This window comes from Burkholderia sp. SIMBA_062 (assembly GCF_046534765.1).
Classification (GTDB): Bacteria; Pseudomonadota; Gammaproteobacteria; order Burkholderiales; family Burkholderiaceae; genus Burkholderia; species Burkholderia ambifaria.
This window is the reverse complement of sequence record NZ_JAWRYD010000009.1, coordinates 105,291-129,054: the sequence shown is the minus strand read 5'-3', so window position 1 is coordinate 129,054 and position 23,764 is coordinate 105,291. Positions and strand designations below refer to the sequence as shown.

General features: G+C 66.9%; 21 protein-coding genes. 4 read left to right on the top strand and 17 right to left on the bottom strand.

Going from position 1 to position 23,764, the window contains the following annotated elements:
* Positions 1 to 23: 23 nt before the first annotated feature.
* From SB786_RS12070 to SB786_RS12005, 14 genes are all read right to left on the bottom strand, one after another.
* The gene (locus SB786_RS12070; RefSeq protein ID WP_006751498.1) at positions 24 to 623 is read right to left on the bottom strand and encodes a TetR/AcrR family transcriptional regulator; all 600 of its coding nucleotides are present in this window, start codon (positions 621 to 623) and stop codon (positions 24 to 26) included.
* 187 nt (positions 624 to 810) lie between these two features.
* Positions 811 to 2,085, bottom strand: coding sequence for a cardiolipin synthase ClsB (clsB, locus tag SB786_RS12065; RefSeq protein WP_410727655.1), 1,275 nt, complete (start codon positions 2,083 to 2,085; stop codon positions 811 to 813).
* Positions 2,082 to 2,576, bottom strand: coding sequence for a dihydroneopterin triphosphate diphosphatase (gene nudB, locus SB786_RS12060; RefSeq protein ID WP_006751500.1), 495 nt, complete (start codon positions 2,574 to 2,576; stop codon positions 2,082 to 2,084). Before nudB ends, clsB begins: the two co-directional genes overlap by 4 nt.
* A gap of 157 nt (positions 2,577 to 2,733) precedes the next feature.
* Entirely contained in the window at positions 2,734 to 4,536 is a 1,803-nt protein-coding gene (gene aspS, locus SB786_RS12055) for an aspartate--tRNA ligase (protein ID WP_410727654.1), read from the bottom strand.
* A gap of 67 nt (positions 4,537 to 4,603) precedes the next feature.
* Entirely contained in the window at positions 4,604 to 5,254 is a 651-nt protein-coding gene (locus SB786_RS12050; RefSeq protein WP_410727653.1) for a DUF502 domain-containing protein, read from the bottom strand.
* Positions 5,255 to 5,315: 61 nt separating this feature from the next.
* Positions 5,316 to 5,651: an FmdB family zinc ribbon protein gene (locus SB786_RS12045; protein ID WP_410727652.1), complete on the bottom strand. Its 336-nt coding sequence runs from the start codon at positions 5,649 to 5,651 to the stop codon at positions 5,316 to 5,318.
* Positions 5,652 to 5,747: 96 nt separating this feature from the next.
* Positions 5,748 to 6,374 (bottom strand): SAM-dependent methyltransferase, encoded by a 627-nt coding sequence (locus SB786_RS12040; RefSeq protein WP_410727651.1) that lies wholly within the window; start codon positions 6,372 to 6,374, stop codon positions 5,748 to 5,750.
* A 17-nt stretch (positions 6,375 to 6,391) separates the two neighbouring features.
* A complete protein-coding gene (gene ubiB / locus SB786_RS12035; RefSeq protein WP_006761589.1) occupies positions 6,392 to 7,969 on the bottom strand; it encodes a ubiquinone biosynthesis regulatory protein kinase UbiB in 1,578 nt (525 codons plus the stop codon).
* 12 nt (positions 7,970 to 7,981) lie between these two features.
* A complete protein-coding gene (locus SB786_RS12030; RefSeq protein WP_006761590.1) occupies positions 7,982 to 8,608 on the bottom strand; it encodes an SCP2 domain-containing protein in 627 nt (208 codons plus the stop codon).
* A 162-nt stretch (positions 8,609 to 8,770) separates the two neighbouring features.
* Positions 8,771 to 9,805 (bottom strand): Tim44 domain-containing protein, encoded by a 1,035-nt coding sequence (locus SB786_RS12025; protein ID WP_410727650.1) that lies wholly within the window; start codon positions 9,803 to 9,805, stop codon positions 8,771 to 8,773.
* A gap of 41 nt (positions 9,806 to 9,846) precedes the next feature.
* Positions 9,847 to 10,578 carry a bifunctional demethylmenaquinone methyltransferase/2-methoxy-6-polyprenyl-1,4-benzoquinol methylase UbiE gene (gene ubiE, locus SB786_RS12020; RefSeq protein WP_006751940.1) on the bottom strand — a complete coding sequence of 244 codons (732 nt, stop codon included), beginning with the start codon at positions 10,576 to 10,578 and terminating at the stop codon, positions 9,847 to 9,849.
* 52 nt (positions 10,579 to 10,630) lie between these two features.
* Positions 10,631 to 11,044, bottom strand: a complete 414-nt coding sequence (locus SB786_RS12015; protein ID WP_410727649.1) for a gamma-butyrobetaine hydroxylase-like domain-containing protein — start codon at positions 11,042 to 11,044, stop codon at positions 10,631 to 10,633.
* Positions 11,041 to 11,484 (bottom strand): HIT family protein, encoded by a 444-nt coding sequence (locus tag SB786_RS12010; protein WP_006761593.1) that lies wholly within the window; start codon positions 11,482 to 11,484, stop codon positions 11,041 to 11,043. The genes SB786_RS12015 and SB786_RS12010 overlap by 4 nt, the downstream gene beginning before the upstream one ends.
* 85 nt (positions 11,485 to 11,569) lie before the next feature.
* Positions 11,570 to 15,592: a DUF3683 domain-containing protein gene (locus tag SB786_RS12005; RefSeq protein WP_410727648.1), complete on the bottom strand. Its 4,023-nt coding sequence runs from the start codon at positions 15,590 to 15,592 to the stop codon at positions 11,570 to 11,572.
* Between the two features lie 587 nt (positions 15,593 to 16,179).
* On the opposite strand from SB786_RS12005, the gene ilvA reads away from it, so the two are divergent.
* Both ilvA and queF read left to right on the top strand, forming a co-directional pair.
* Positions 16,180 to 17,703 (top strand): threonine ammonia-lyase, biosynthetic, encoded by a 1,524-nt coding sequence (gene ilvA, locus SB786_RS12000; RefSeq protein WP_410727647.1) that lies wholly within the window; start codon positions 16,180 to 16,182, stop codon positions 17,701 to 17,703.
* A 12-nt stretch (positions 17,704 to 17,715) separates the two neighbouring features.
* Positions 17,716 to 18,540: an NADPH-dependent 7-cyano-7-deazaguanine reductase QueF gene (gene queF / locus SB786_RS11995; protein ID WP_410727646.1), complete on the top strand. Its 825-nt coding sequence runs from the start codon at positions 17,716 to 17,718 to the stop codon at positions 18,538 to 18,540.
* A 120-nt stretch (positions 18,541 to 18,660) separates the two neighbouring features.
* Here queF and SB786_RS11990 read toward each other — a convergent pair whose 3' ends face one another.
* From SB786_RS11990 to SB786_RS11980, 3 genes are all read right to left on the bottom strand, one after another.
* Positions 18,661 to 19,047 (bottom strand): RidA family protein, encoded by a 387-nt coding sequence (locus SB786_RS11990; RefSeq protein ID WP_014896068.1) that lies wholly within the window; start codon positions 19,045 to 19,047, stop codon positions 18,661 to 18,663.
* Positions 19,048 to 19,170: 123 nt separating this feature from the next.
* Positions 19,171 to 20,652 (bottom strand): N-acyl-D-amino-acid deacylase family protein, encoded by a 1,482-nt coding sequence (locus tag SB786_RS11985; RefSeq protein WP_410727645.1) that lies wholly within the window; start codon positions 20,650 to 20,652, stop codon positions 19,171 to 19,173.
* A gap of 2 nt (positions 20,653 to 20,654) precedes the next feature.
* Positions 20,655 to 21,590, bottom strand: coding sequence for a MurR/RpiR family transcriptional regulator (locus SB786_RS11980; protein ID WP_410727643.1), 936 nt, complete (start codon positions 21,588 to 21,590; stop codon positions 20,655 to 20,657).
* A 117-nt stretch (positions 21,591 to 21,707) separates the two neighbouring features.
* Between SB786_RS11980 and SB786_RS11975 the strand changes: the two genes are divergently transcribed.
* The gene (locus SB786_RS11975; protein WP_410727642.1) at positions 21,708 to 22,988 is read left to right on the top strand and encodes an amino acid deaminase; all 1,281 of its coding nucleotides are present in this window, start codon (positions 21,708 to 21,710) and stop codon (positions 22,986 to 22,988) included.
* 163 nt (positions 22,989 to 23,151) lie between these two features.
* Positions 23,152 to 23,733, top strand: a complete 582-nt coding sequence (locus tag SB786_RS11970) for a DJ-1/PfpI family protein (protein ID WP_006759688.1) — start codon at positions 23,152 to 23,154, stop codon at positions 23,731 to 23,733.
* The last annotated feature ends 31 nt before the right edge of the window (positions 23,734 to 23,764 follow it).

Below are 23,764 nucleotides of genomic sequence, written 5' to 3'. Positions count from 1 at the left end.
CCTGGCGGGCGGGTCACGCGCCGCTAACGGCTCTCGCTCTGATACGAAACGATCGTCTTTTCCAGCGCGGCCCACGTGAGGCGCACGGCATCCGGCGAATGCAGGAAGCGTGCGTCGTGATGCAGGCCGAGCGTGAAGCTGTACAACTCGAAGAGCATCAGGTCCGGATCGGTATCCGCACGCAGATGGCCTTCTTCCTTCGCCTGCGAAATGGCACGCAGCATCGCGGCACGCCAGGCCGTCACGCTTGCGATCAACTGCTCGCGCACGGGGCTGTCAGGCCGGTCGTCGTACTCGACGGCTCCGCTGATGTAGATGCATCCGGTCGTCACCTCCTGGATGCGCTTCTCCGTCCAGCGAGCCAGCATCGCCCGAAGGCGCGGCAAGCCTCGCGGCTCGCGCAGGCTCGGAAAGAACACCTCGTTTTCGAAACGATGGTGATATTCGCGGACGACCTCGACCTGGAGGTCTTCCCGCGATCCGAAGTGCGCGAACACACCGCTCTTGCTCATCTGCATGCGCTCGGCCAGCAGGCCGATCGTCAGCCCCTCCAGCCCGTCACGGCTGGCGAGGTCCAAAGCAGCTTCGAGTATCGCGGCACGCGTCTGTTCGCCTTTTCGCATAGCTTTTTCTTAACCGTTCGGGGTTCGAATAAAATCGAACGGCCGTACTATTATTGAGTGCGGCCGCTCGCGAAACAAGGAAATTATTAGAAACCGGTGTCTAACCGAGCCGCTATTTTGCGCGATTCCGGCGGGGCCGGAGCGGCTTTTCCGCACGAACGTGCGGACAGATTTTTGAAGCGGATGCTTAGTCGTAACCGCCGACCGTCAACGCCTTCATCACGACGCGGTACGTGTTGTACGCGAGCCAGTTCAGCATACGCTCGATGCGCGGCCGCGCGGCGTACCGGGCGGCGTCGATTTCGCGGCCTTCGGAGAACGCGATCGTGATCGCGTCGCGCAGCTCGTTGGTGAGCGCATCGTAGCGCACCAGCACGACATTGGCTTCATTGTTGAGCATCAGGCTCAGCGCGTCCAGATTCGACGAACCGACCGTCGCCCAGTTGTCGTCGATCACCGCGACCTTGCCGTGCAGGATCGTCTTGTCGTATTCCGCCACGCGCACGCCCGCGCGCAGCAGTGCGTGATACAGGAACGGCACGGCCGTATCGAGCGCGGTGAACTCCTTGCGGCCGATCAGGATCCGCACGTCGACGCCACGCCGCGCGGCGCCCGTCAACGCACGGCGCAGCTTGCGGCCCGGCATGAAATACGGGTTCGCGACCAGGATCCGTTGACGCGCCTGGCCGATCGCGGCGAGATACGCCTTCTCGATCGCGCGGCGGTTCACGACGTTGTCGCGCGCGACGAACGCGACGCTCGGCTCGGTGACGACCCGCAGCGCCCCGGCCTTGATCCATCGGTGGCTGCGCATCCAGCGCCGGAACATGTCCGGGAACGCTTCGCCGCCGTGCAGCCCGGCCGCATATTGCGCGTACGGCTTGTGGCCGAACTGGATGCGGTGCCACTGCAACTCGAACGCGGCGCGCACGTCCGACACCGCCGGCCCGGCCATCTCGACTGCGAAATCCCAGCGCGGATACGGCAGCGTCGCGCTGCCCTGCGTGAAGTCGTCGACGATGTTGATGCCGCCGCAGTACGCGACCGCCTGATCGATCACTGCGAGCTTGCGGTGCGTGCGCGAGAAGCCGAAGCGGCCGAACAGGAAGCGGTTGTAGATGCAGTGCTCGACGCCGGCGTCGGACCACGTGTCGAACAGCGGCAGGCGCGCGGTGCCGACGCCGTCGGTAATCACGCGCACGCGCACGCCGCGCTGCGCGGCGCGGATCAGCGCATCCGACACCGGGCGGCCGGCCGCATCGTCGCAGAAGATGTAGGTTTCGAGCATCACCTGCTCGCGCGCCGCATCGATCCGCTCGATCAGCGCGTGGAAGAATTCGCCGCCGGTCGTGCACAGCCGCACCGTGTTGCCGGCGGTGAACGCGAGCCGCGACGCGGAGCCGCGTTCCTGCAGGAACATCTGCCGCAATTGCGCGAAGCGCTTGCGGGTTTCCGAATTCATGCGGACGAGCCGTGCGGCGCCCGCGCGAGCGACACGCGCACCGGCAGTTGCAGGATCGCCTCGGCGTTCGACGGCGAGTAGCAGCGCGCGGCCGCTTCGCGGTACGGCAGCCACGCATGGTCGACATGCTCGCGCGGCGACAGCGTCACGTCGACGCGGTGCGGCACGCACAGGCCGAACCAGTGCTCGACGTTGCGCGTGACGCCCGGCCCGTAGCGATGCAGGTATTGCGGATAGATCGTGTATTCGATCCGGTGGTGCCAGTCGATCAGCGCGGTGGCCGGCACGTCGTGCGTACCGACCAGGATGCCGGTTTCCTCGGCGACTTCGCGCGCGGCCGTGAGCGCGAGCGGCTCGTCGAGCGTGTCCTTCGATCCGGTCACCGATTGCCAGAAATCGGGCTGGTCGGCACGCTTGATCACCAGCACGTCGAGTTCGGGCGTGTAGATCACGACGAGAACGGATTCGGGAATTTTCGGCGGCTTCGTCATCTTTGTTTCATGCGGCACAGGGCCGTGCGCCGGGCCTGTGCCCGAACGTGCGGCAAGTGCTGCGACTGTACCGCAAAAAACGAAACAGGCGCATCGCGGCGCCTGTTTCGTTGGGGTGTCGCGCGCGCGTCGCCGCGCGCACGACCTGCGACAGGCGTTACGCCTTCGGCTGTTCCGGCTGACGCAGACGGATGTGCAGTTCGCGCAGCTGACGCTCGTCGACCGGGCTCGGCGCCTGCGTGAGCAGGTCCTGCGCACGCTGCGTCTTCGGGAACGCGATCACGTCGCGGATCGAGTCGGCACCGGCCATCATCGTGACGATGCGGTCGAGACCGAACGCGATACCGCCGTGCGGCGGCGCGCCGTACTGCAGCGCGTCCAGCAGGAAGCCGAACTTCAGCTGCGCTTCTTCCGCACCGATCTTCAGCGCGCGGAACACCTTGCTCTGCACTTCCTCGCGGTGGATACGCACCGAGCCGCCGCCGATTTCCCAGCCGTTCAGCACCATGTCGTACGCCTTCGCGAGGCAGCGGCCCGGATCGGTCTCGAGGTATTCGAGATGCTCGTCCTTCGGGCTCGTGAACGGGTGGTGCGCCGCGACGTAGCGCGCGTCTTCGTCGTCGTATTCGAACATCGGGAAATCGACGACCCACAGCGGCTTCCAGCCGGCCTGGACGAGGCCGTTCGCCTTGCCGAATTCCGAATGGCCGATCTTCAGGCGCAGCGCGCCGAGGCTGTCGTTGACGACCTTCGCGCGGTCGGCCGCGAAGAAGATGATGTCGCCGTCTTCAGCACCGGTGCGCTCGAGGATCGCCGCGATCGACGCGTCGTGCAGGTTCTTGACGATCGGGCTCTGCAGGCCGTCGCGGCCCTTCGCCTTCTCGTTGACCTTGATCCACGCGAGGCCCTTCGCGCCGTAGATGCGCACGAATTCCGTGTAGCCGTCGATGTCGCCGCGCGACAGCTCGCCGCCCTTCGGCACGCGCAGCGCCGCGACACGGCCATCCTTCGCATTGGCCGGCGTGCTGAACACCTTGAAGTCGACGTCCTTCATCGCGTCGGTCAGCTCGGTGAATTCGAGCTGCACGCGCAGGTCCGGCTTGTCCGAACCGAAACGCGCCATCGCTTCCGAGTACGGCATCACCGGGAATGTCGCGTCGAGTTCGACGTCGATCGTCGTCTTGAAGATGTGACGGATCATGTCCTCGAACAGGTCGCGGATTTCCTGCTCGCCGAGGAACGACGTCTCGCAGTCGATCTGCGTGAATTCCGGCTGGCGGTCGGCGCGCAAGTCCTCATCGCGGAAGCACTTGGTGATCTGGTAGTAACGGTCGAAGTTCGCGACCATCAGCAGCTGCTTGAACAGCTGCGGCGATTGCGGCAGCGCGAAGAACTGGCCCGCGTTCACGCGCGACGGCACGAGGTAGTCGCGCGCGCCTTCCGGCGTGCTCTTCGTCAGCATCGGCGTTTCGATGTCGATGAAGCCCTGCTCGTCGAGGTACTTGCGCGCTTCGATCGCGACGCGGTAGCGCAGACGCAGGTTGTGCTGCATCTGCGGACGGCGCAGGTCGAGCACGCGGTGCGTGAGGCGCGTCGTTTCCGACAGGTTGTCGTCGTCGAGCTGGAACGGCGGCGTGACCGACGCATTCACCACGTTCAGTTCATGACACAGCACTTCGATCTTGCCGCTCTTCAGGCCGGCGTTGACCGTGCCTTCCGGACGGTTGCGCACGAGACCCTTGATCTGCACGCAGAACTCGTTGCGCACGCCTTCGGCGGTCGCGAACATTTCCGCGCGATCCGGGTCGCACACCACCTGCACGAGGCCTTCACGATCGCGCAGGTCGATGAAGATCACACCGCCGTGATCGCGGCGACGCTGCACCCAGCCGCACAGCGACACGGTTTGGCCCAGCAGGTGTTCGGTCACGAGACCGCAGTATTCAGTACGCATCGACATGATGTTTGCTTTCGTTCGGTTTGATCAACGGGTGCCGCAACGCGCGGCCCGGGCGATGATTCTTTACTTACAGCGGCGGCTCGACGGGGCGGCGGGCGGGCACCGGAGCCGGCGCCGAAGGCGCCACGACGCCCATCGAGACGATGTACTTGAGCGCGGCATCGACCGACATGTCGAGTTCGATGACTTCGCTCTTGGGCAGCATCAGGAAGAAGCCCGACGTCGGGTTCGGTGTCGTGGGCACGTACACGCTCACGTACTCTTCCGTCAGATGGTTGACCACGTCGCCGCCGGGCGCGCCGGTCAGAAACGCGATCGTATACGAGCCGCGACGCGGATATTCGATCAGCAGCGCCTTGCGGAACGCGTTGCCGCTGCTCGACAGCAGCGTGTCCGACACCTGCTTGACGCTCGTGTAGATCGGCCCGACGACCGGGATGTGACGCACGACCGCGTTCCACCACGTGACGAGCTTCTGGCCGATGAAGTTCTGCGTGGCCAGCCCGACGACGAAGATGAACGCGAGCGTCAGCACCGCGCCGAGCCCCGGCAGGCGGAAGCCGAGCATCCGCTCCGGCTGCCACGATTCGGGCAGCAGCAGCAGTGTCTGGTCCATCGTGCCGATGATGAGACCGAGCACCCACAGCGTGATCGCGAGCGGGACGAGAACCAGCAGGCCGGTCAGAAACACCGTTTTCAGGGTCGTCTTTTTCATCATCTGCCGTCAATGAACCGCGCCGGAGGCGCGGTGTGGACGCGGCCCGGACGGGCCGCGACTGTCAACTGCCGGCGGCGGGCGCCGCAGCCGGGGCGGGCGCGGCGCTCGTCGTCGCACTTTCGGAACTCGTGGCGGCTGCCGCCGGCGCCGCGGCGGCAGGTGCCGCGGCCCCCGCGTCGCCCGTCGTCGCCGCCGGCGCGCTGGTGCCGCCCGAGCCACCGCGGAAATCGGTGACATACCAGCCGGAACCCTTCAACTGGAAGCCGGCGGCGGTGACCTGCTTGCGAAAAGCATCCTTCCCGCATTCGGGGCATTGCGACAGCGGCGCATCGCTCATCTTCTGGAGCATGTCCTTCGCGAAACCGCACGCTTCGCATCGATAGGCGTAGATCGGCATGATATTTTTCCCGCGGAAACTGGAAACGGCTTGCAAAACCTTGAATTATATCCGAAACCCCGGCGCGCTCCGGCAATGGCCGCGACACCCCGGGCTTCAGCGACGGCGCCACGTGAGCCAGCGCTCGTGCCCTTCGAACACGGCCAGCGAATCGGTCACGGGCAGATCCTCGATCAACTCGAAGTGCGGCGCGAGCAGCGCATCGAGTTCCGCGCGCTCGATGCCGAACGGCGGGCCCTTCGGTTTCTTCGTCACGAAGAAATAACCGGCCAGCAACGCGCCGGCGGGCAGCAGCTCGGCCATCCGCGTCGCATAGCCGGCGCGCAGGCTCGGCGGCAGCGCGCACAGGAACGCGCGCTCGTACGCCCATTGCACGTCGAACGGCGGCCGGTACACGAAAAAATCGGCCTGCTCGACGACGTCCGCATGCGCGCCGAGCTGCGCCTTCGCGGCCGCCACCGCCTGCGCGGCGAAATCGATCGCGCGCACGGGCCAGCCGGCCTGCGCGAGCCAGCCGGCCTCCTGCGCACTGCCGCAGCCGGGAATCAGCACCGCGCACGGCCCGAGCCGCTGCGCAAACGCACGAAAGCCGACCGGCACGCCACCGAATTCCCACGGCGTCACGCCGCGCGCGAAACGCTCGTCCCAGAACGATGCGCTGCCAGGGTCGCGCGTCGCGAAATCGGCGGCGCCCGGCGCGGGCGGTTGCTTCGGCTCGGACATCGCGCGGCTCCTTTCGGTCACGCGCCGTACGCGAGCGCGAGCAGCACGCGCGCGACGAGCGCCCCGACGCCGACGGCAAGACCGAAGATCAGCAATGCCTGCAGCAACCGGTTGGTCCGTTTCTGCTCGACGAGGACCTGACGCATCAGGTCCTCGCTCGCCGCACGCGGCGCATCGTGGCGCGCCGCCATCGCGTGGTGGATCAGGCGCGGCAGTTGCGGCAGCGTCTTGCTCCACTGCGGCGCCTCGACCTTGAAGCGCTCGTACCAGCCGCGCAGGCCGATCTGCTCGGTCATCCAGCGCTCGAGATACGGCTTCGCGGTCTTCCACAGGTCGAGTTCGGGGTCGAGCGAGCGGCCGAGCCCCTCGACGTTCAGCATCGTCTTCTGCAGCAGCACGAGCTGCGGCTGGATCTCGACATTGAAGCGACGCGACGTCGAGAACAGGCGCATCAGCACCTGGCCGAGCGAGATGTCCTTCAGCGCGCGGTCGAAATACGGCTCGCACACCGCGCGGATCGCGCTTTCGAGTTCCTCCACGCGCGTCTCGGGCGGCACCCAGCCCGATTCGAGGTGCAGCGTCGCGACACGGTGGTAATCGCGCTTGAAGAATGCGAGGAAGTTCTGCGCGAGGTAGTTCTTGTCGAAATCCGACAACGCGCCGACGATCCCGAAATCGAGCGCGACATAGCGGCCGAAGGTTTTCGGGTCGAGACTCACCTGAATGTTACCCGGATGCATGTCCGCATGGAAGAAACCGTCGCGGAACACCTGCGTGAAGAAGATCTCGACACCTTCGCGCGCGAGCTTCTTGATGTCGACCCCCGCGGTGCGCAGCGTCTCGACCTGGCTGATCGGCACGCCGGTCATGCGCTCCATCACGAGCACCTGCGACGTCGAGAAATCCCAGAACATCTCGGGCACGAGCAGCAGGTCGAGGCCCGCGAAGTTGCGGCGCAGCTGGCTGCCGTTCGCGGCCTCGCGCATCAGGTCGAGCTCGTCGTGCAGGTACTTGTCGAATTCGGCGACGACTTCGCGCGGCTTCAGGCGCCGGCCGTCGGCCCACATGCGCTCGGTCCACGTCGCGATGTCGCGCATCAGCGCGAGGTCGGAATCGATAACCGGCAGCATGTTCGGGCGCAGCACCTTGACCGCGACGGCCTTGCCCGCGTGCACGCCCTGCTTCAACTTCGCGAAATGCACCTGCGCGATCGACGCGCTCGCGATCGGCTCGCGCTCGAATTCGTCGAACAGCTCGTCGACCGGCGCGCCGAGCGACTTCTCGATGATCGCTATCGCGACAGCCGAATCGAACGGTGGCACCTGGTCCTGCAGCTTCGCGAGTTCGTTCGCGAAATCGACCGACAGGAGATCGCGGCGCGTCGACAGCACCTGGCCGAACTTCACGAAGATCGGGCCGAGGCTCTCGAGCGCGTGACGCAGCCGCACGGCCGGCGGATCGGAATAGCGGCGGCCGATCGTCGTGATCCGCAGCAGCAGCTTCACGCGCCGGTCGTCGATCCGGGACAGCATCACCTCGTCGAGGCCGAAGCGGATGACGGTGTAGACAATCTTGATGAAACGGAAAATGCGCATGCCCTGCGGCCCTCAGTGCGCGCCGCGCGGGCCGGAACCCGTGCGCGCGCCGATTTTTTGTTCGAGTCGCTCGATCCGTTTTTCGACCCGCGCGAGCGCATCGCGCGCACGCGCCAGTTCGGCGTCGAAGCCGCCGAGCACCGTGCGCCGAACGACTTGCGGGTTCTCGTCGAGCCAGTACTCGGCGACGGAATCGAGCACGTTGCGGCCGGTGCGGCGCGCGCGCGCGCCGGCGTCGCGCACGACCGTCGCGATCCGGTACGCCGCTGCGTCGCCGACCAGCTTCGCGAGATCTTCTTCAGGTTCCCAGCGCAGGTGCTCGGCCAGCTTCGCGATCTGCGTGGCGAACTCCGCGTCGCCCTCGATCTTCACGTGCTTCATCACGGCGGGCTGGCCGCCCTGCAGGAACGCGGCGACCGTGTCGCCCGCGAGCGCGATCGACACGTCGACGTGTTGCGCATCGTGCGCGTCCACCGCGGACAGATAGCCGTCGGGCTGCACGAGCAGCGTGAGCGTGACGGGCGGCACGTCGAGCCGGGCGGTCTTGCCCGCGTAGGGGATCAAGCGGTCGCGCGCCCACGATTCGCGCGCGAGCAGGTGATTGACAGCAGCAGCAAAAGGCTTGGCGGCAAAGGTCATCGGGCTGGGAAAGAAAAACCCGCGCAGGCCGGGCGCCTACGCGGGTTTCTATTGTAACGTCGGATCGTCGGCGGACCGCGGCCAACCGCACAGCCGGGCGGCAAGCGGTCGCACTGCGGCGATCGTCGCCCGGGCAGCCGGCAAGCCGGCCGCCGGTCACGCTCAGTGCGTGTTGATTTGCTGGATACCCGCGAGCAGCCAGCCCTGGCTGCCCGACTTCGACAGGTTCCACACCTCGTCGAGCGGCGCGGCCGGCGCATTCGCCGACTCGCGGATCAGCCCGTGGAAGCGCACGCTCGCCGACTGCTCGATGCCGCGATCCTCGATCGCGACCAGCTCCGCGTCGAGCTGCACGACATCGGTCTGGTTCGCGTCGTTGCCGCGCGAATCGAGATCGATCTTGATCTCGGCGAACATTTCCGGCGTCGTGAACTCGCGGATGTCGGCCAGGTTGCCCTGGTCCCATGCCGCCTGCAGGCGCACGAAGTAGACCTTCGCGCTACGCAGGAACGCTTCGGTGTCGAAGCCGGCCGGCACCTGCAGCGGTGCGGCCGCCATCGCGCCCGCCGCACCGGCAGCCGCCGCGCCGCCGCCGAACACGCCTTGCGCTTCGTTCGCATAGCTGCTGCCGCTGCCCGCGTAGTTGTTGCCGGTGCTGCCCTGCTGGAACGACGGGCTTTGCGAGTAGCCGCCCGACGACGATGCCGAGCCGCCGACCGAATACGCCGGCTCCTGCGAACGGCGGCGGTTCATGAACTTGCGGACCAGCCAGATGCCGATCATCGCGAGCAGTGCGATCACGATGACGTTCGCCATCATGCTCGCGAACGCGCCGCCCAGGCCGAAGTGCGACAGCAGCGCCGCGATGCCGAGCCCGGCCGCGAGACCGGCGATCGGCCCGAGCCAGCGCGAGCGGTTCGGCTGCGCGGCCGGTGCCGGTGCGGCCGGGTTCGCGCGCTGCGCCTGCGCCGGTGCGGCCTGCTGCATCGGCTGCTGCGCGGGCGGCGTGGCCTGGCGCTGCGTGACGGTGGAATTCTGACGGCCGATGCTGCGCCCGCCGCCCATGCGCTTGGCTTCGGCGTCGAGCGATGCGAACGTGCCGGCCGTGAGCAGGCCGACCATCAGCAGCGTGCCGGCCCGTCGAGCCCACGGCTTCGACGGCTTGCTACGGTTAAACAACGAACGCGATTCGGACATCAGCTTCTCCAGATGTAAGGCGAATGTATGGGAAGAACCCCTTAGTACTTGGTTCCTAGGTGTAAAGCTACCACGCCACCTGACAAATTGTAATATTTGACGGCATCGAGGCCCGCTTGTTCCATCATCGTCTTGAGCGTGTCCTGATCGGGGTGCATCCGGATAGACTCAGCAAGATACCGGTAACTTTCAGCATCTTTCGCGAACTTGTCGCCAAGCCACGGTAATACTTTGAAAGAATACAGATCGTACGCTTTTTTCAGCGGATCCCACACTTTCGAGAATTCCAGCACCATCACGCGGCCGCCGGGCTTCGTCACGCGGCGCATCTCGGCGAGCGCGGCGTCCTTGTGCGTCATGTTGCGCAGCCCGAACGCGACCGTGACGACGTCGAAGTAGTTGTCAGGAAAGGGAGTTTTCTCCGCGTCGCACAGCAGCGACGGCGTCACGATGCCCTTGTCGAGCAGCCGGTCGCGGCCGACACGCAGCATCGATTCGTTGATGTCGGTGTGCCAGACTTCGCCAGTCGGCCCGGCCGCCTTCGCGAACGACTTGGTCAGGTCGCCCGTGCCGGCCGCGATGTCGAGCACCTTGAAGCCGGGGCGCACGTTCGCCTGCGCGATCGTGAACGCCTTCCACGCGCGGTGCATGCCGGCCGACATCAGGTCGTTCATCAGATCGTAGTTGCTCGCGACCGAATGGAACACGCCTGCCACTTTCTTCGCTTTTTCGGTTTCCTCGACGCTTTCGAAGCCGAAGTGGGTTTTACTCATCGCGTTGATCCTCAGTAAATGGCAAGACGGCGCCGAGCGGGCGCCGTCGCTTTCAGTGGCAGTGGCCGTGCGGCGCGGGTGCCGCCTGCATCGGCGCGTCGCGCTCGACGCCCGCCGCCTTCAGTTTGTCGAAATAGTCGCGCCACAGCGTGTCCTGCTGCGTCGCCAGTTCGTACAGCAGATCCCACGAGTAGATGCCGGTCGAATGGCCGTCGGAGAACGTCGGCTGCAACGCATAGTTGCCCACGCCCTCGAGCGCGGTGATCGTCACCTCGCGCTTGCCGGTCTGCAGCGTCTCCTGGCCGGGCCCGTGGCCGCGCACCTCGGCCGACGGCGAATAGACGCGCATCAGCTCGAACGGAATCCGGAAGTTCTCCCCGTTCGGGTACTGCAATTCGAGCACGCGCGACACCGCGTGCACGACGACGCCGGACGGAATCGGCGTCGTGGAAGTCAAACCGCTCATGGCTGCCTCGAATCGGTCGTTCGTTGAATTTCCTCGCGCACCGCATTGTGCAGCAGCGAGGCCTGCGCCGCGCGCGAGCGCAGCAGCGCCTCGGACACGCTGCGCTGGCGCGGCGCCCACACGGGCTGCGGGAAATGGGCGTCGTTCGAGAAGCGCGGGATCACGTGCCAGTGCACGTGCGGCACCATGTTGCCGAGGCTCGCGAGATTCACCTTGTTCGGCTGCATCACGCGGCGCACGGCGCGCTCCACCGCATACACGATGCGCATCAGATGTGCCCGCTCGGGCCCGCCGAGATCGGAGAACTCGGCCACGTGCGCGCCCCAGATCACCCGGCAGAAGCCCGGGTAGTCGTGCTCGCCCGCCGCGAGGACGACGCGCAGCATGTCGTCCTGCCAGAGCACCTCGCCGCCGTCTTCACGGCAAAACACGCATTCCATCGTCGCTCCCATGTGGACGGGCGCGGGCGCTCGTGCGCCGGCGCCCGCTCATCCCAAGCCCGGCCGGGCGGCCGTCATGCCCGCATTAGACCAGCACGCGCTCGATCCCGCCATTGTTCGCGTGGGCGACATAGTCGGCCATCCAGTTCTCGCCGAGCACCTGGCGCGCGATTTCGACCACGATGTAGTCGGCCTCGATATTCGCGTCCTCGTTGTAGCGCGACAGGCCCTGCAGGCACGACGGGCAGCTCGTCAGGATCTTCACGTCCGGGCCGTTCGCGGCCGCGGCCGGCGCCGGCGCGTTGCCGGCCACGACCGGGATGCTGCGCAGCTTCGCGGCACCCTTGCGGATTTCCTCTTCCTTGCGGAAGCGGACCTGCGTGGAGATGTCCGGACGCGTGACCGCGAGCGTGCCCGATTCGCCGCAGCAGCGATCGTTCTTCTCGATCTTGTAGCCGTCCTTCTCCGCGCCCATCAGCTCGTTGACGAGCTTGACCGGATCCATCGTCTTGATCGGCGTGTGGCACGGGTCGTGATACATGTAGCGCGTGCCCGTCACGCCGTCGAGCTTCATCCCCTTCTCGAGCAGGAACTCGTGGATGTCGATGATCCGGCAGCCCGGGAAGATCTTGTCGAATTCGTAGCCTGCAAGCTGGTCGTAGCAAGTGCCGCACGACACGACCACCGTCTTGATGTCGAGGTAGTTCAGCGTGTTGGCGACCCGATGGAACAGCACGCGGTTGTCGGTGACGATCTTCTCGGCCTTGTCGTACTGGCCCGAGCCGCGCTGCGGATAACCGCAGCACAGATAGCCCGGCGGCAGCACCGTCTGCACGCCCGCTTCCCAGAGCATCGCCTGCGTCGCGAGGCCGACCTGCGAGAACAGGCGCTCGGAGCCGCAGCCCGGGAAGTAGAACACCGCTTCCGAATCGACCGTCGTCGACTTCGGGTTGCGGATGATCGGCACGATCTTGTTGTCCTCGATGTCGAGCAGCGCGCGCGCCGTCTTCTTCGGCAGGTTGCCCGGCATCTTCTTGTTGACGAAGTGGACCACCTGCTCGACCACCGGCGGCTTGCCGACCGTCGCCGGCGGGTGCTGCGTCTGCTTCGTCACGACCTTCTTCAGCATGTCGTTCGCGAAGCGCTGCACCTTGTAGCCGACGCCCATCATCGCGCCGCGCGCGATGTTGATCGTCTGCGGATTGGTCGCGTTCAGGAAGAACATGCCCGCCGCATTGCCGGCGTTGAATTTCTTCTTGCCCATCTTGCGCAACAGGTTGCGCATGTTCATCGTGACGTCGCCGAAGTCGATCTTCACCGGACACGGCGTCGCGCACTTGTGGCACACCGTGCAGTGGTCGGCCACGTCGTTGAACTCGTCCCAGTGCTTGATCGACACGCCGCGGCGCGTCTGTTCCTCATACAGGAACGCCTCGACCAGCAGCGACGTCGCGAGGATCTTGTTGCGCGGGCTGTACAGCAGGTTCGCGCGCGGCACGTGGGTCGCGCACACCGGTTTGCACTTGCCGCAGCGCAGGCAGTCCTTCACCGAATCGGCGATCGCGCCGATGTCGGACTGCTGCATGATCAGCGACTCGTAGCCCATCAGCCCGAAGCTCGGCGTATACGCGTTGCGCAGGTCGGCGCCGTCGAGCAGCTTGCCCTTGTTGAAGCGGCCGTGCGGGTCGACGCGCTGCTTGTACGCGCGGAATTCGGCGATCTCGTCGTCGGTCAGGAACTCGAGCTTCGTGATGCCGATCCCGTGCTCGCCGGAGATTACGCCGTCGAGCGAGCGCGCGAGCGTCATGATGCGTGCGACCGACGCGTGCGCGTCCTGCAGCATCTCGTAGTTGTCGGAGTTGACCGGGATGTTGGTGTGGACGTTGCCGTCGCCCGCGTGCATGTGCAGCGCGACGAACACGCGGCCGCGCAGCACGCGCTTGTGGATCGCCTGCGCTTCGTCGAGGATCTGCTTGAACGCGCCGCCGTTGAAGATCGCGCGCAGCTCCGCGCGGATCTCCTGCTTCCACGAGATGCGGACCGTGCGGTCCTGCGTGATGTGGAACACGGTCGCGCCCGGCTGGTCGTCAGCACGGTCGGCGAACTTCTCGGCAAGCGCCTCGTAGCCGAGCTGCACGAGGTAGTGCTGCGCCTCGCGCAGCGGCTGGTCGAGCCGGTCGCGCACGAATTCCCAGCGTGCACGCACGCGCTTGAGCAGCTCCAGCGCCTGCTGCACGCGATCCTCGAGCAACTCGGCGCTCGGGATCTCGTTCGCGTCGTCGGTCTTGCCGAGCGGCAGGTTGCCGCCGCGGAAGAACGCCTCGAGCGCGTCGACCAGCTGCAGCTTGTTCTTCAGCGACAGTTCGATGTTGATCCGCTCGATGCCGTCGGTGTACTCACCCATCCGGTTCAGCGGGATGACGACGTCCTCGTTGATCTTGAACGCGTTCGTGTGCTTCGCGATCGCGGCCGTGCGGCTGCGGTCGAGCCAGAAGCGCTTGCGCGCCTCCGCGCTGACCGCGACGAAGCCTTCGCCGCTCTTGCCGTTCGCCATCCGGATCACTTCGGACGTCGCTTGCGCGACCGCATCGGCGTCGTCGCCGACGATGTCGCCGATCAGCACCATCTTCGGGAATGCGTTGCGCTTGCTCTTGGTCGCGTAGCCGACCGCGCGCAGGTAGCGCTCGTCGAGGTGCTCGAGGCCCGCGAGGATCGCGCCACCCTGCTTCGACGTCTCGAACAGGTAGTCCTTGATTTCGACGATGCTCGGGATCGCCTCGCGCGCCTGGCCGAAGAATTCGAGACAGACGGTGCGCGTGTGCGCGGGCATCTTGTGCAGCACCCAGCGCGCGGACGTGATCAGCCCGTCGCAGCCTTCCTTCTGCACGCCCGGCAGGCCGGCGAGGAACTTGTCGGTCACGTCCTTGCCGAGGCCTTCCTTGCGGAACCGGCGGCCTTCGATCTCGAGCATCTCGCTCTTCAGCAGCTTCTCGCCCGGCGCATACGCGCCGTCGAACCACTTCAGCTCGAAGCGCGCGACCGCGATGTCGTGGATCTTGCCCTGGTTGTGCTCGTGGCGCGTGACTTCGAGCCAGTTGCCATCCGGGTCGACCATCCGCCACCAGGCCAGGTTGTCGAGCGCGGTGCCCCACAGCACGGCCTTCTTGCCGCCGGCGTTCATCGCGACGTTGCCGCCGATGCACGATGCGTCGAGCGAGGTCGGATCGACCGCGAACACGTAGCCGGCCGCTTCGGCCGCTTCCGTCACGCGGCGCGTGACGACGCCCGCGCCGGAGAAGATCGTCGGCACCTTGTGCGCGACGCCCGGCAGTTCGGTGAGCTCGACCGCGCCGAGCTGTTCGAGCTTCTCGGTGTTGATCACCGCGGAGAACGGCGTGAGCGGCACCGCGCCGCCCGTGTAGCCGGTGCCGCCGCCGCGCGGGATCACGGTCAGGCCGAGCTCGAAGCAGGCCTTGATCAGTGCCGCGATCTCGGCTTCGGTATCGGGGGTCAGCACGACGAACGGGTATTCGACGCGCCAGTCGGTCGCATCGGTCACGTGCGACACGCGCGACAGCCCGTCGAAGCGGATGTTGTCCTTCTGCGTGCAGCGGCCGAGCGCCTTGGTCGCGCGGCGGCGCAGGTCGGCCATCTTGTCGAATTCGTCGGCGAATTCGTCGACCGCGCGCTGCGCGGCGGCCTCGAGCATCTCGACACGTTCCGCGCGTTCGCGGCCCGCGTCGTCGTGGTGCGCGGTGAGGTCGGCGCGGCGGCGCTTGCCGATCTCGGTCAGACGGTGGTTCAGCGCCTCGATCAGGAGCGCGCGGCGCTTCGGGTTGTCGAGCAGGTCGTCCTGCAGATACGGGTTGCGGCGCACGACCCAGATGTCGCCGAGCACTTCGTACAGCATCCGGGCCGAGCGGCCCGTGCGGCGTTCTGCGCGCAGCTCGTCGAGCACCGACCACGCCTGTTCGCCGAGCAGGCGGATCACGATCTCGCGGTCGGAGAAGGACGTGTAGTTATAGGGAATCTCGCGCAGTCGGGGCGCGGGGTCGGTGGCGACGGCGGCGGCCGCGCCATGCGGATCGAAAACTTGTGGTGCGTTCATGTTCGGACGACTCGGAGGGCCGATACACCGTGCACGGGCGTCGGCAAGCGCGTAGGCGCAATCTTGGGGAAATCTGTTCTGGTGCCAGGCGCGCGACTATTTCGCATGGGGCCGGAGCGGGTCTGGACTCACCGTTCCGGGTTGGCAGGGCCTGGCGGCACTCGGAGCCATCAGCACGATCGCGCGCGGCGCGCATGCCGCTCCGCCGCAGGGCTGGCTGCGCGCGGCGTCGGCTTCAACGGGGCGATCCGAGGGTGCCTCTGCATCTTCCGATCCTTGATTCAAAACAGAATTCTAACCCATGATCGAGCCGCCCGTGACAGGCCGGACAGCTCGTGGGGCTTTCGCCGCAACCCGCACCAGACTTGGTTCGGCACCATTTCGCGGCGGCATTTGCCGTCCGTCCGGTCGGTAACCATGCGGTTAAGCCGGTCGTCAAACGGGAAAACAGGGACGCGTCGCGCGGCAAACGCGGCCGCCCGCGCGGTTGCGCCACGATGCGCCCGGCATGCCGCTTGCGTGCGGGCGGACCCTTGGCGCTATCATTGATCCTTTACCGTCTGCTTCCGCACCGCATGCGAGCGCCCATGGCATCCCACGATTACCTGAAGAAAATCCTCACCGCGCGCGTCTACGACGTCGCGCTCGAGACGGAACTCGAACCCGCCCGCAACCTGTCGGCCCGGCTGCGCAATCCCGTTTACCTGAAGCGCGAGGACAACCAACCGGTGTTCTCGTTCAAGCTGCGCGGCGCGTACAACAAGATGGCGCACATTCCGGCCGACGCGCTCGCGCGCGGCGTGATCACGGCATCGGCCGGCAATCATGCGCAGGGCGTCGCGTTCTCCGCGGCCCGGATGGGCATCAAGGCCGTGATCGTCGTGCCCGTCACGACGCCGCAGGTGAAGGTCGACGCGGTGCGCGCGCACGGCGGCCCGAGCGTCGAGGTGATCCAGGCGGGCGAGTCGTACAGCGATGCGTATGCGCACGCCGTGAAGGTGCAGGCCGAACGCGACCTCACGTTCGTCCACCCGTTCGACGATCCGTACGTGATCGCCGGCCAGGGCACGATCGCGATGGAAATCCTGCGGCAGCACCAGGGCCCGATTCACGCGATCTTCGTGCCGATCGGCGGCGGCGGCCTCGCGGCCGGCGTGGCCGCGTACGTGAAGGCGGTGCGGCCGGAGATCAAGGTGTTCGGCGTGCAGGCCGAGGATTCATGCGCGATGGCGCAGTCGCTGCAGAAAGGCGAGCGCGTCGAGCTGACCGAGGTCGGGCTGTTCGCGGACGGCACCGCGGTGAAGCTCGTCGGCGAGGAAACCTTCCGGCTCTGCAGCGAATTCCTCGACGGCGTCGTGACGGTCGACACCGACGCGCTGTGCGCGGCGATCAAGGACGTGTTCCAGGATACGCGCAGCGTGCTCGAGCCGTCCGGCGCGCTCGCGGTCGCGGGCGCGAAACACTACGCGGAACGCGAAGGGATCGAGAACCAGACGCTCGTCGCGGTCACGTCCGGCGCGAACATGAACTTCGACCGGATGCGTTTCGTCGCTGAACGCGCGGAAGTGGGCGAGGCGCGCGAAGCCGTGTTCGCGGTCACGATCCCCGAGGAGCGCGGCAGCTTCAAGCGCTTCTGCTCGCTCGTCGGCGAACGCAACGTCACCGAGTTCAACTACCGGATCGCCGATGCGCAGGCCGCGCACATCTTCGTCGGCGTGCAGATCAAGCGGCGCGGCGAATCGGCCGAGATCGCCGCGAATTTCGAGTCGCACGGCTTCAAGACCGTCGACCTGACGCACGACGAGCTGTCGAAGGAACACATCCGCTACATGGTGGGCGGCCGCTCGCCGCTCGCGCTCGACGAACGCCTGTTCCGCTTCGAATTCCCGGAACGGCCGGGCGCGCTGATGAAGTTCCTGTCGTCGATGGCGCCGGACTGGAACATCAGCTTGTTCCACTATCGCAACCAGGGTGCGGACTACAGCTCGATCCTCGTCGGGCTGCAGGTGCCGCAGGCCGATCGCGCCGAGTTCGAACGCTTCCTCGCGGCGCTCGGCTATCCGTATGTCGAAGAGAGCGCCAATCCGGCGTACCGGCTCTTCCTGTCGTAAAGGCTTCGTGCAATGAATCCCGAACACTCCCCGCTCGGCAAGGCCACCGTCTATGCCGCCCAGTACGACGCGTCGCTGCTGTTCCCGATCCCGCGCGCGGGTGCGCGCGCGCAGCTCGGCATCACGTCGGCGCCGCCGTTCTTCGGCACCGACATCTGGAACGCGTACGAGCTGTCCTGGCTCAACGCGCGCGGCAAGCCGCAGGTCGCGGTCGCGACGTTCTACGTGCCGGCCGAATCGCCGAACATCGTCGAATCGAAGTCGTTCAAGCTGTATCTCGGCTCGTTTGCCCAATCGAAGTTCGACTCGGTCGATGCGGTGCGCGACACGTTGAAGCGCGACGTGTCGGCCGCGTGCGGCGCGAGCGTGTCGGTGCAGCTCGTGTCGCCGCACGATTTCGGCAAGCTCGAGATGGAAGAGCTCGACGGGCTGTCGCTCGACCGGCTCGACCTCGACACCGACGTGTACGAACCGGATCCGTCGCTGCTGTCGGCGGCCCACGATGAAGCGCCGGTCGAGGAGACGCTCGTGTCCGACCTGCTGCGCTCGAACTGCCCAGTCACCGGCCAGCCCGACTGGGGCAGCGTGCAGATTCACTACGTCGGGCCGCAGATCGACCATGCGGGCTTGCTGCGCTACATCATCTCGTTCCGCAATCACACGGGATTTCACGAGCAGTGCGTCGAGCGGATCTTCCTCGACATCCTGCACGCGTGCAAACCGTTGAAGCTCGCGGTGTATGCGCGCTATACGCGCCGCGGCGGGCTGGACATCAACCCGTTCCGCACGAATTACAACCAGCCGATGCCGGATAACGCGCGGACTGCGCGGCAGTGAGGGCGCGCGGCGGGCAATCGCCGCCAGCCGCAGCCAGCGACAACCATGAGGCCCGCAACGATACAGCCCCGCCGGCTCGCGCCGACGGGGCTGTTTTGCTGTGCAGGGGAAACGCGCGCGTTACTTCACCGGCGCCTTGTAAGCGATGCAGTCGACCTCGACCTTGCAGTCGATGACCATGCTCGACTGCACGCACGCGCGTGCCGGCGGATGCTCGCCGAAGTACGACACGAACACCTTGTTGAACGACGCGAAATCGCGTGCGTCGTCGAGCCACACGCCGCAGCGCACGACGTGCTCGAGGCCGTAGCCGGCTTCCTTCAGGATCGCGATCACGTTCTCGATCGTCTGCTTCGACTGCGTGACGATCCCGCCTTCGACGACCTCGCCGTTCACCATCGGCGTCTGGCCCGACACGTACAGCCAGCCGTCGGCCTCGACCGCGCGTGCAAACGGCATCACCTGGCCGCCGGTACCCTTCGCTTCGCCCACGCCATATCGCTTCATCGTTTCACTCCTGGTTTGTCGACCGGCATCGGCACGTCAGCGCCCGCGCCAGTCCCATGCAACGCACGGTTGCGGATGCGCGCGCCGACATGGCGCACGCGGCAAATCGGTTGGAGACCGCGCTCAGAACGCAGCGTCGGCACTCGCCGGCACGCGCTCGCCGCGTGCGACGAAACCGCCGGCGCGCGCGCCGGTCGGCTGGCCGTTCTCATACGTCAGCACGCCGTTCACCCACACCGCGTCGATCCCGTGCGCGGGTTGCTGCGGCTTGTCGAACGTCGCGGCATCGAGCACGCGCGCCGGATCGAACAGCACGAGATCCGCTTGGTAGCCGACCTGCACTTCGCCGCGCCGCGCGATCCCGTAGCGGCGCGCGGACAGCGACGTCATCTTGCGGATCGCTTCCTCGAGCGGCAGCAGGTTCGTGTCGCGCACGTAATGGCCGAGCACGCGCGGGAATGCACCCCACAGCCGCGGGTGCGGCAGCGGATCGTTCGGCAGGCCGTCCGAGCCGACCATCGTCGCCGGGTGCGACAGGATCCGGCGCACGTCGTCCTCGGACATGTTGTGGTACACGGCGCCGGCCGGGCGGATGCGCTGCGCGGCCTCCTGCTCGGTCACGCCCCAGTCGGCCGCGATCGCCTTCAGCAGCTTGCCGGCGACTTCCGGATGCGGCTCCGACCACGTGATCGTGATGTCGATGTCGCCCGTCACCTGCTTCAGGTCGAGCGTCGACGAACTACGGCTGTACGGATAGCAGTCGCAGCCGACCGGCTGGTAGCGGCGCGCGCCTTCGAGCGACGCGAGCACCTCGGTACTGCGCCCCCAGTTCGACGGGCCCGCGCACTTCAGGTGCGAGATCACGACCGGCACCTGCGCGTGACGGCCGACGCGATAGGCCTCGTCCATCGCGTCGAGGATCGCGTCGAATTCGGTTCGCATGTGCGTCGTGTACAGCGCACCCGCATTCGCGAGCGGCTCGGCGAGCGCCATCACTTCCTCGGCCGGCGCCGCGAACGCGGAGCCGTAGGCCAGGCCCGACGACAGCCCGAGCGCCCCGTTCGCGAGCGCCTCCTCGAGCTGCGTGCGCATCCCGGCGATTTCGCCGTCGGTCGCGGCACGGTCGAGGCGGTCCATCTGGTTGTTGCGCAGCGCGGTGTGCCCGACGAGCGCCGCGACGTTGACGGCCGGACGCGCATCGTTCACGGCCGCGACATAGGCGGCGAAGGTCGGGTAGCGGAACGCGTCGCGATCGCCGAGCAGGTTCATCGGATCGGGCGGATCGCCCGCGAGCGTCACCGGCGACGCGCTGATCCCGCAGTTGCCGACGATCACGGTCGTCACGCCCTGCGAGATCTTCGGCAGCATCTCCGGCGCGCGGATCACGTGCGTGTCGTCGTGCGTGTGCACGTCGACGAAGCCCGGCGCGAGCGCGCGGCCGTTCGCATCGACGACGGTTTCGGCGAGCCAGTTCGACAGGTTGCCGATCGCCGCGATCACGCCGTTGCGGATCGCGACGTCGCGCGTGACGGGCGCTGCGCCGGTGCCGTCGTACAGCTGCGCACCGACGATCAGCGTATCGGCGGCTTCGGGATGCGAATGCATGGTCAGTCTCCTACCGGTTGACGGTCTCCGCCGCCGCGGTGCGCATCGAGCGCATGCTTGATGCGGCGCAGCGATTCCCGGCCCGCATCGCCGAGCCGCAGCGCGACTCCGGTAACGAGCACGTCGATCGCCATCATCATCGCGTAGCGCGATGTCGAAGGCTTGTAAATGAAATCGGTTTCGAACGCGACGACCGGGATCAGGTGGTCGGCGAGCTTCGCGAGCGGCGAAGCCGGCGCGGTGATCGCGATCAGCGTCGCGCCGTAGCGCTTCGCAAGGCGGCAGCTCTCGAGCAGCTCGGGCACGCGCCCGCTCACCGACAGCGCGACGACCACGGCGTCGCGCGACAGCGTCGCGGCCACCATGCGCTGCAGGAGGCTGTCCTGGTAGCTCGCGACCGGCCGGCCGAAGCGCACGAGCCTGAAGCGCAGCTCGTCGGCGAGCGCGGTCGAACCGCCGCCCTGCCCGTACACGTAGACCATCTTCGCGCCGGCCAGCAGGTCGGCCGCCGCGTCGAACGACGTGTTGCGCAGCAGCTGGTGGTTGTGCGCGAGCGCCACGCGGATCTCGTCGTAGACGACCGATGCCGGGCTCGTGTCTTCGTCGGGATGCGCGCTGGACGGCACGAAGAAGCGCTGGCCGACGGCCGCGGCCTGCGCGACGAGCACCTTCAGTTCGCGCACGTCGCGGCAGCCGACGGCCTTCGCGAAACGCGTGACCGTCGCGACGCTGACCCCCGCGTCGCGCGCCAGCGTGCCGATGCTCGCATGCGCGGCGCGCGCGAGATCGGCGAGGATGTATGCCGCGACCTTGCGTTCGGCCTCACGCAGCTCGGGCGCGCATTCGGCGATGCGCGCGACGATGTCGAGGAGCGGCTGGGCGACCGGAGCCGGGGGCTCGGCGGCGAACGGTGCGGACGGGGTGGCGGGCGAATTCATCTTCTGAAAGGGTGGGCGCTTTATGTTACTAAATAACATCACCGCGCCGATGCTACTTTCTGTACCATCGGCGTGTCAACTTCAGTGCAATGCATAGTGATGATGGAGCGGGATGACATGAAAGTTACAAACTATCAGGAACCGACAATCAATCCGTTGGGCAAGGGCCTCGGCAACCTGCCGAGCGCGAGTGTGCCGCTCGGCGACGCAACCCGCCTCGAGTGGAACCTGCTCGCGGAAGACGTCAGCCTGCCGGCCGCGGTGCTGTACGCGGATCGCATCGAACACAATCTGAACTGGATGCAGGCGTTCGTCCAGCAGTACGGCGCCCAGTTCGCGCCGCACGGCAAGACGACGATGGCGCCGCAACTGTTCCGCCGCCAGTTGGCCGCCGGCGCGTGGGGCATCACGCTCGCGACCGCGCACCAGACGCAGGCCGCATATCACGGCGGCGTGCGGCGCGTGCTGCTCGCGAACCAGCTGGTCGGCCGCCAGAACATGACGATCATCGCGGGGCTGCTGTCCGACCCGGACTTCGAGTTCTTCTGCCTCGTCGATTCGGCCGACAGCGTCGACCAGCTCGGCCGCTTCTTCGGCGACGCGAAGAAGACGCTGAACGTGCTGCTCGAGCTCGGCGTGCCCGGCGGCCGCGCGGGCGTGCGCGATGCCGCGCAGCGCAAAGCCGTGCTCGACGCGATCGCGCGCTATCCGGACACGCTGAAGCTGGCCGGCATCGAACTCTACGAAGGCGTGCTGAAGGAGGAAGGCGAGATCCGCGCGTTCCTGCAGGACGCGGTCGCGCTCACGCGCGAGCTCGCCGAAGCCGGCCGTTTCGCGCGCACGCCGGCGATCCTGTCGGGCGCCGGCTCGGCGTGGTACGACGTGGTCGCGGAGGAATTCGCGAAGGCGTCCGACGCCGGTTTCGCGGAAGTCGTGCTGCGTCCGGGCTGCTACCTGACGCACGACGTCGGCATCTACAAGAAGGCGCAGACCGACGTGTTCGCGCGCAACCCGATCGCCCGCCGGATGGGTGAAGGGCTGCTGCCGGCACTGCAGCTGTGGGCATACGTGCAGTCGGTGCCGGAGCAGGATCGCGCGATCATCGCGCTCGGCAAGCGCGACGCGGCGTTCGACGCGGGCCTGCCGGAGCCGGCGCGCCACTTCCGGCCGGGCCGCGACAGCGCGCCGCGCGACGTCGCCGCGAGCGAAGGCTGGGCCGTCACCGGGATGATGGACCAGCACGCGTACCTGCAGATCCCGCCGGGCGCGGACGTGAAGGTCGGCGACATGGTCGCGTTCGACATTTCGCACCCGTGCCTAACGTTCGACAAGTGGCGCCAGTTGCTCGTCCTCGATCCGCAATTCCGCGTGACGGAAATCGTCGAAACCTTCTTCTGACACTCCGCGCACGCCGCCCCGCCGCCGCGCGGGGCGGCCGTCACGCGCGCTTCAATCTGCCGGAGTACACTGCGCTTTCGTCCTCGGGGCCGCTTCGCCGCCGTAGCGCCCGTCTGCCGCACACGGCGCGAACGGCCCTCAATGCTGTTCAATGGAGAAAGCCATGGCCGCGAAGAAGATCCTGTTCCTGACCGGCGATTTCGCCGAAGACTACGAAACGATGGTGCCGTTCCAGGCGCTGCAGGCCGTCGGCCATCACGTCGATGCAGTCTGCCCGGGCAAGCGCGCGGGCGACAAGATCAAGACCGCGATTCACGATTTCGAAGGCGACCAGACCTACACCGAAAAACCCGGCCACCTGTTCACGCTGAACGCGACGTTCGACGACGTCGATGCGTCGGGCTACGACGCGCTCGCGATCGCGGGCGGCCGCGCGCCCGAATACCTGCGCCTGGATTCGAAGGTGATCGCGCTGGTGCGCGCGTTCGCGGAAGCCGGCAAGCCGATCGCGGCGATCTGCCATGCGGCGCAGCTGCTCGCGGCCGCCGACGTGATCCGCGGCAAGCGCATCTCGGCCTACCCGGCCTGCGCGCCCGAAGTGAAGCTCGCGGGCGGCGAATACGCGGACATCCCGGTCGATGCGGCCGTGACCGACGCGCCGTTCGTCACCGCACCCGCGTGGCCCGCGCATCCGGCCTGGCTCGCGCAGTTCCTCGTGCTGCTCGGCACGCGCATCGAGCTGTAAATGCAGTTGCGATGAGATGAAGTGAAACGCC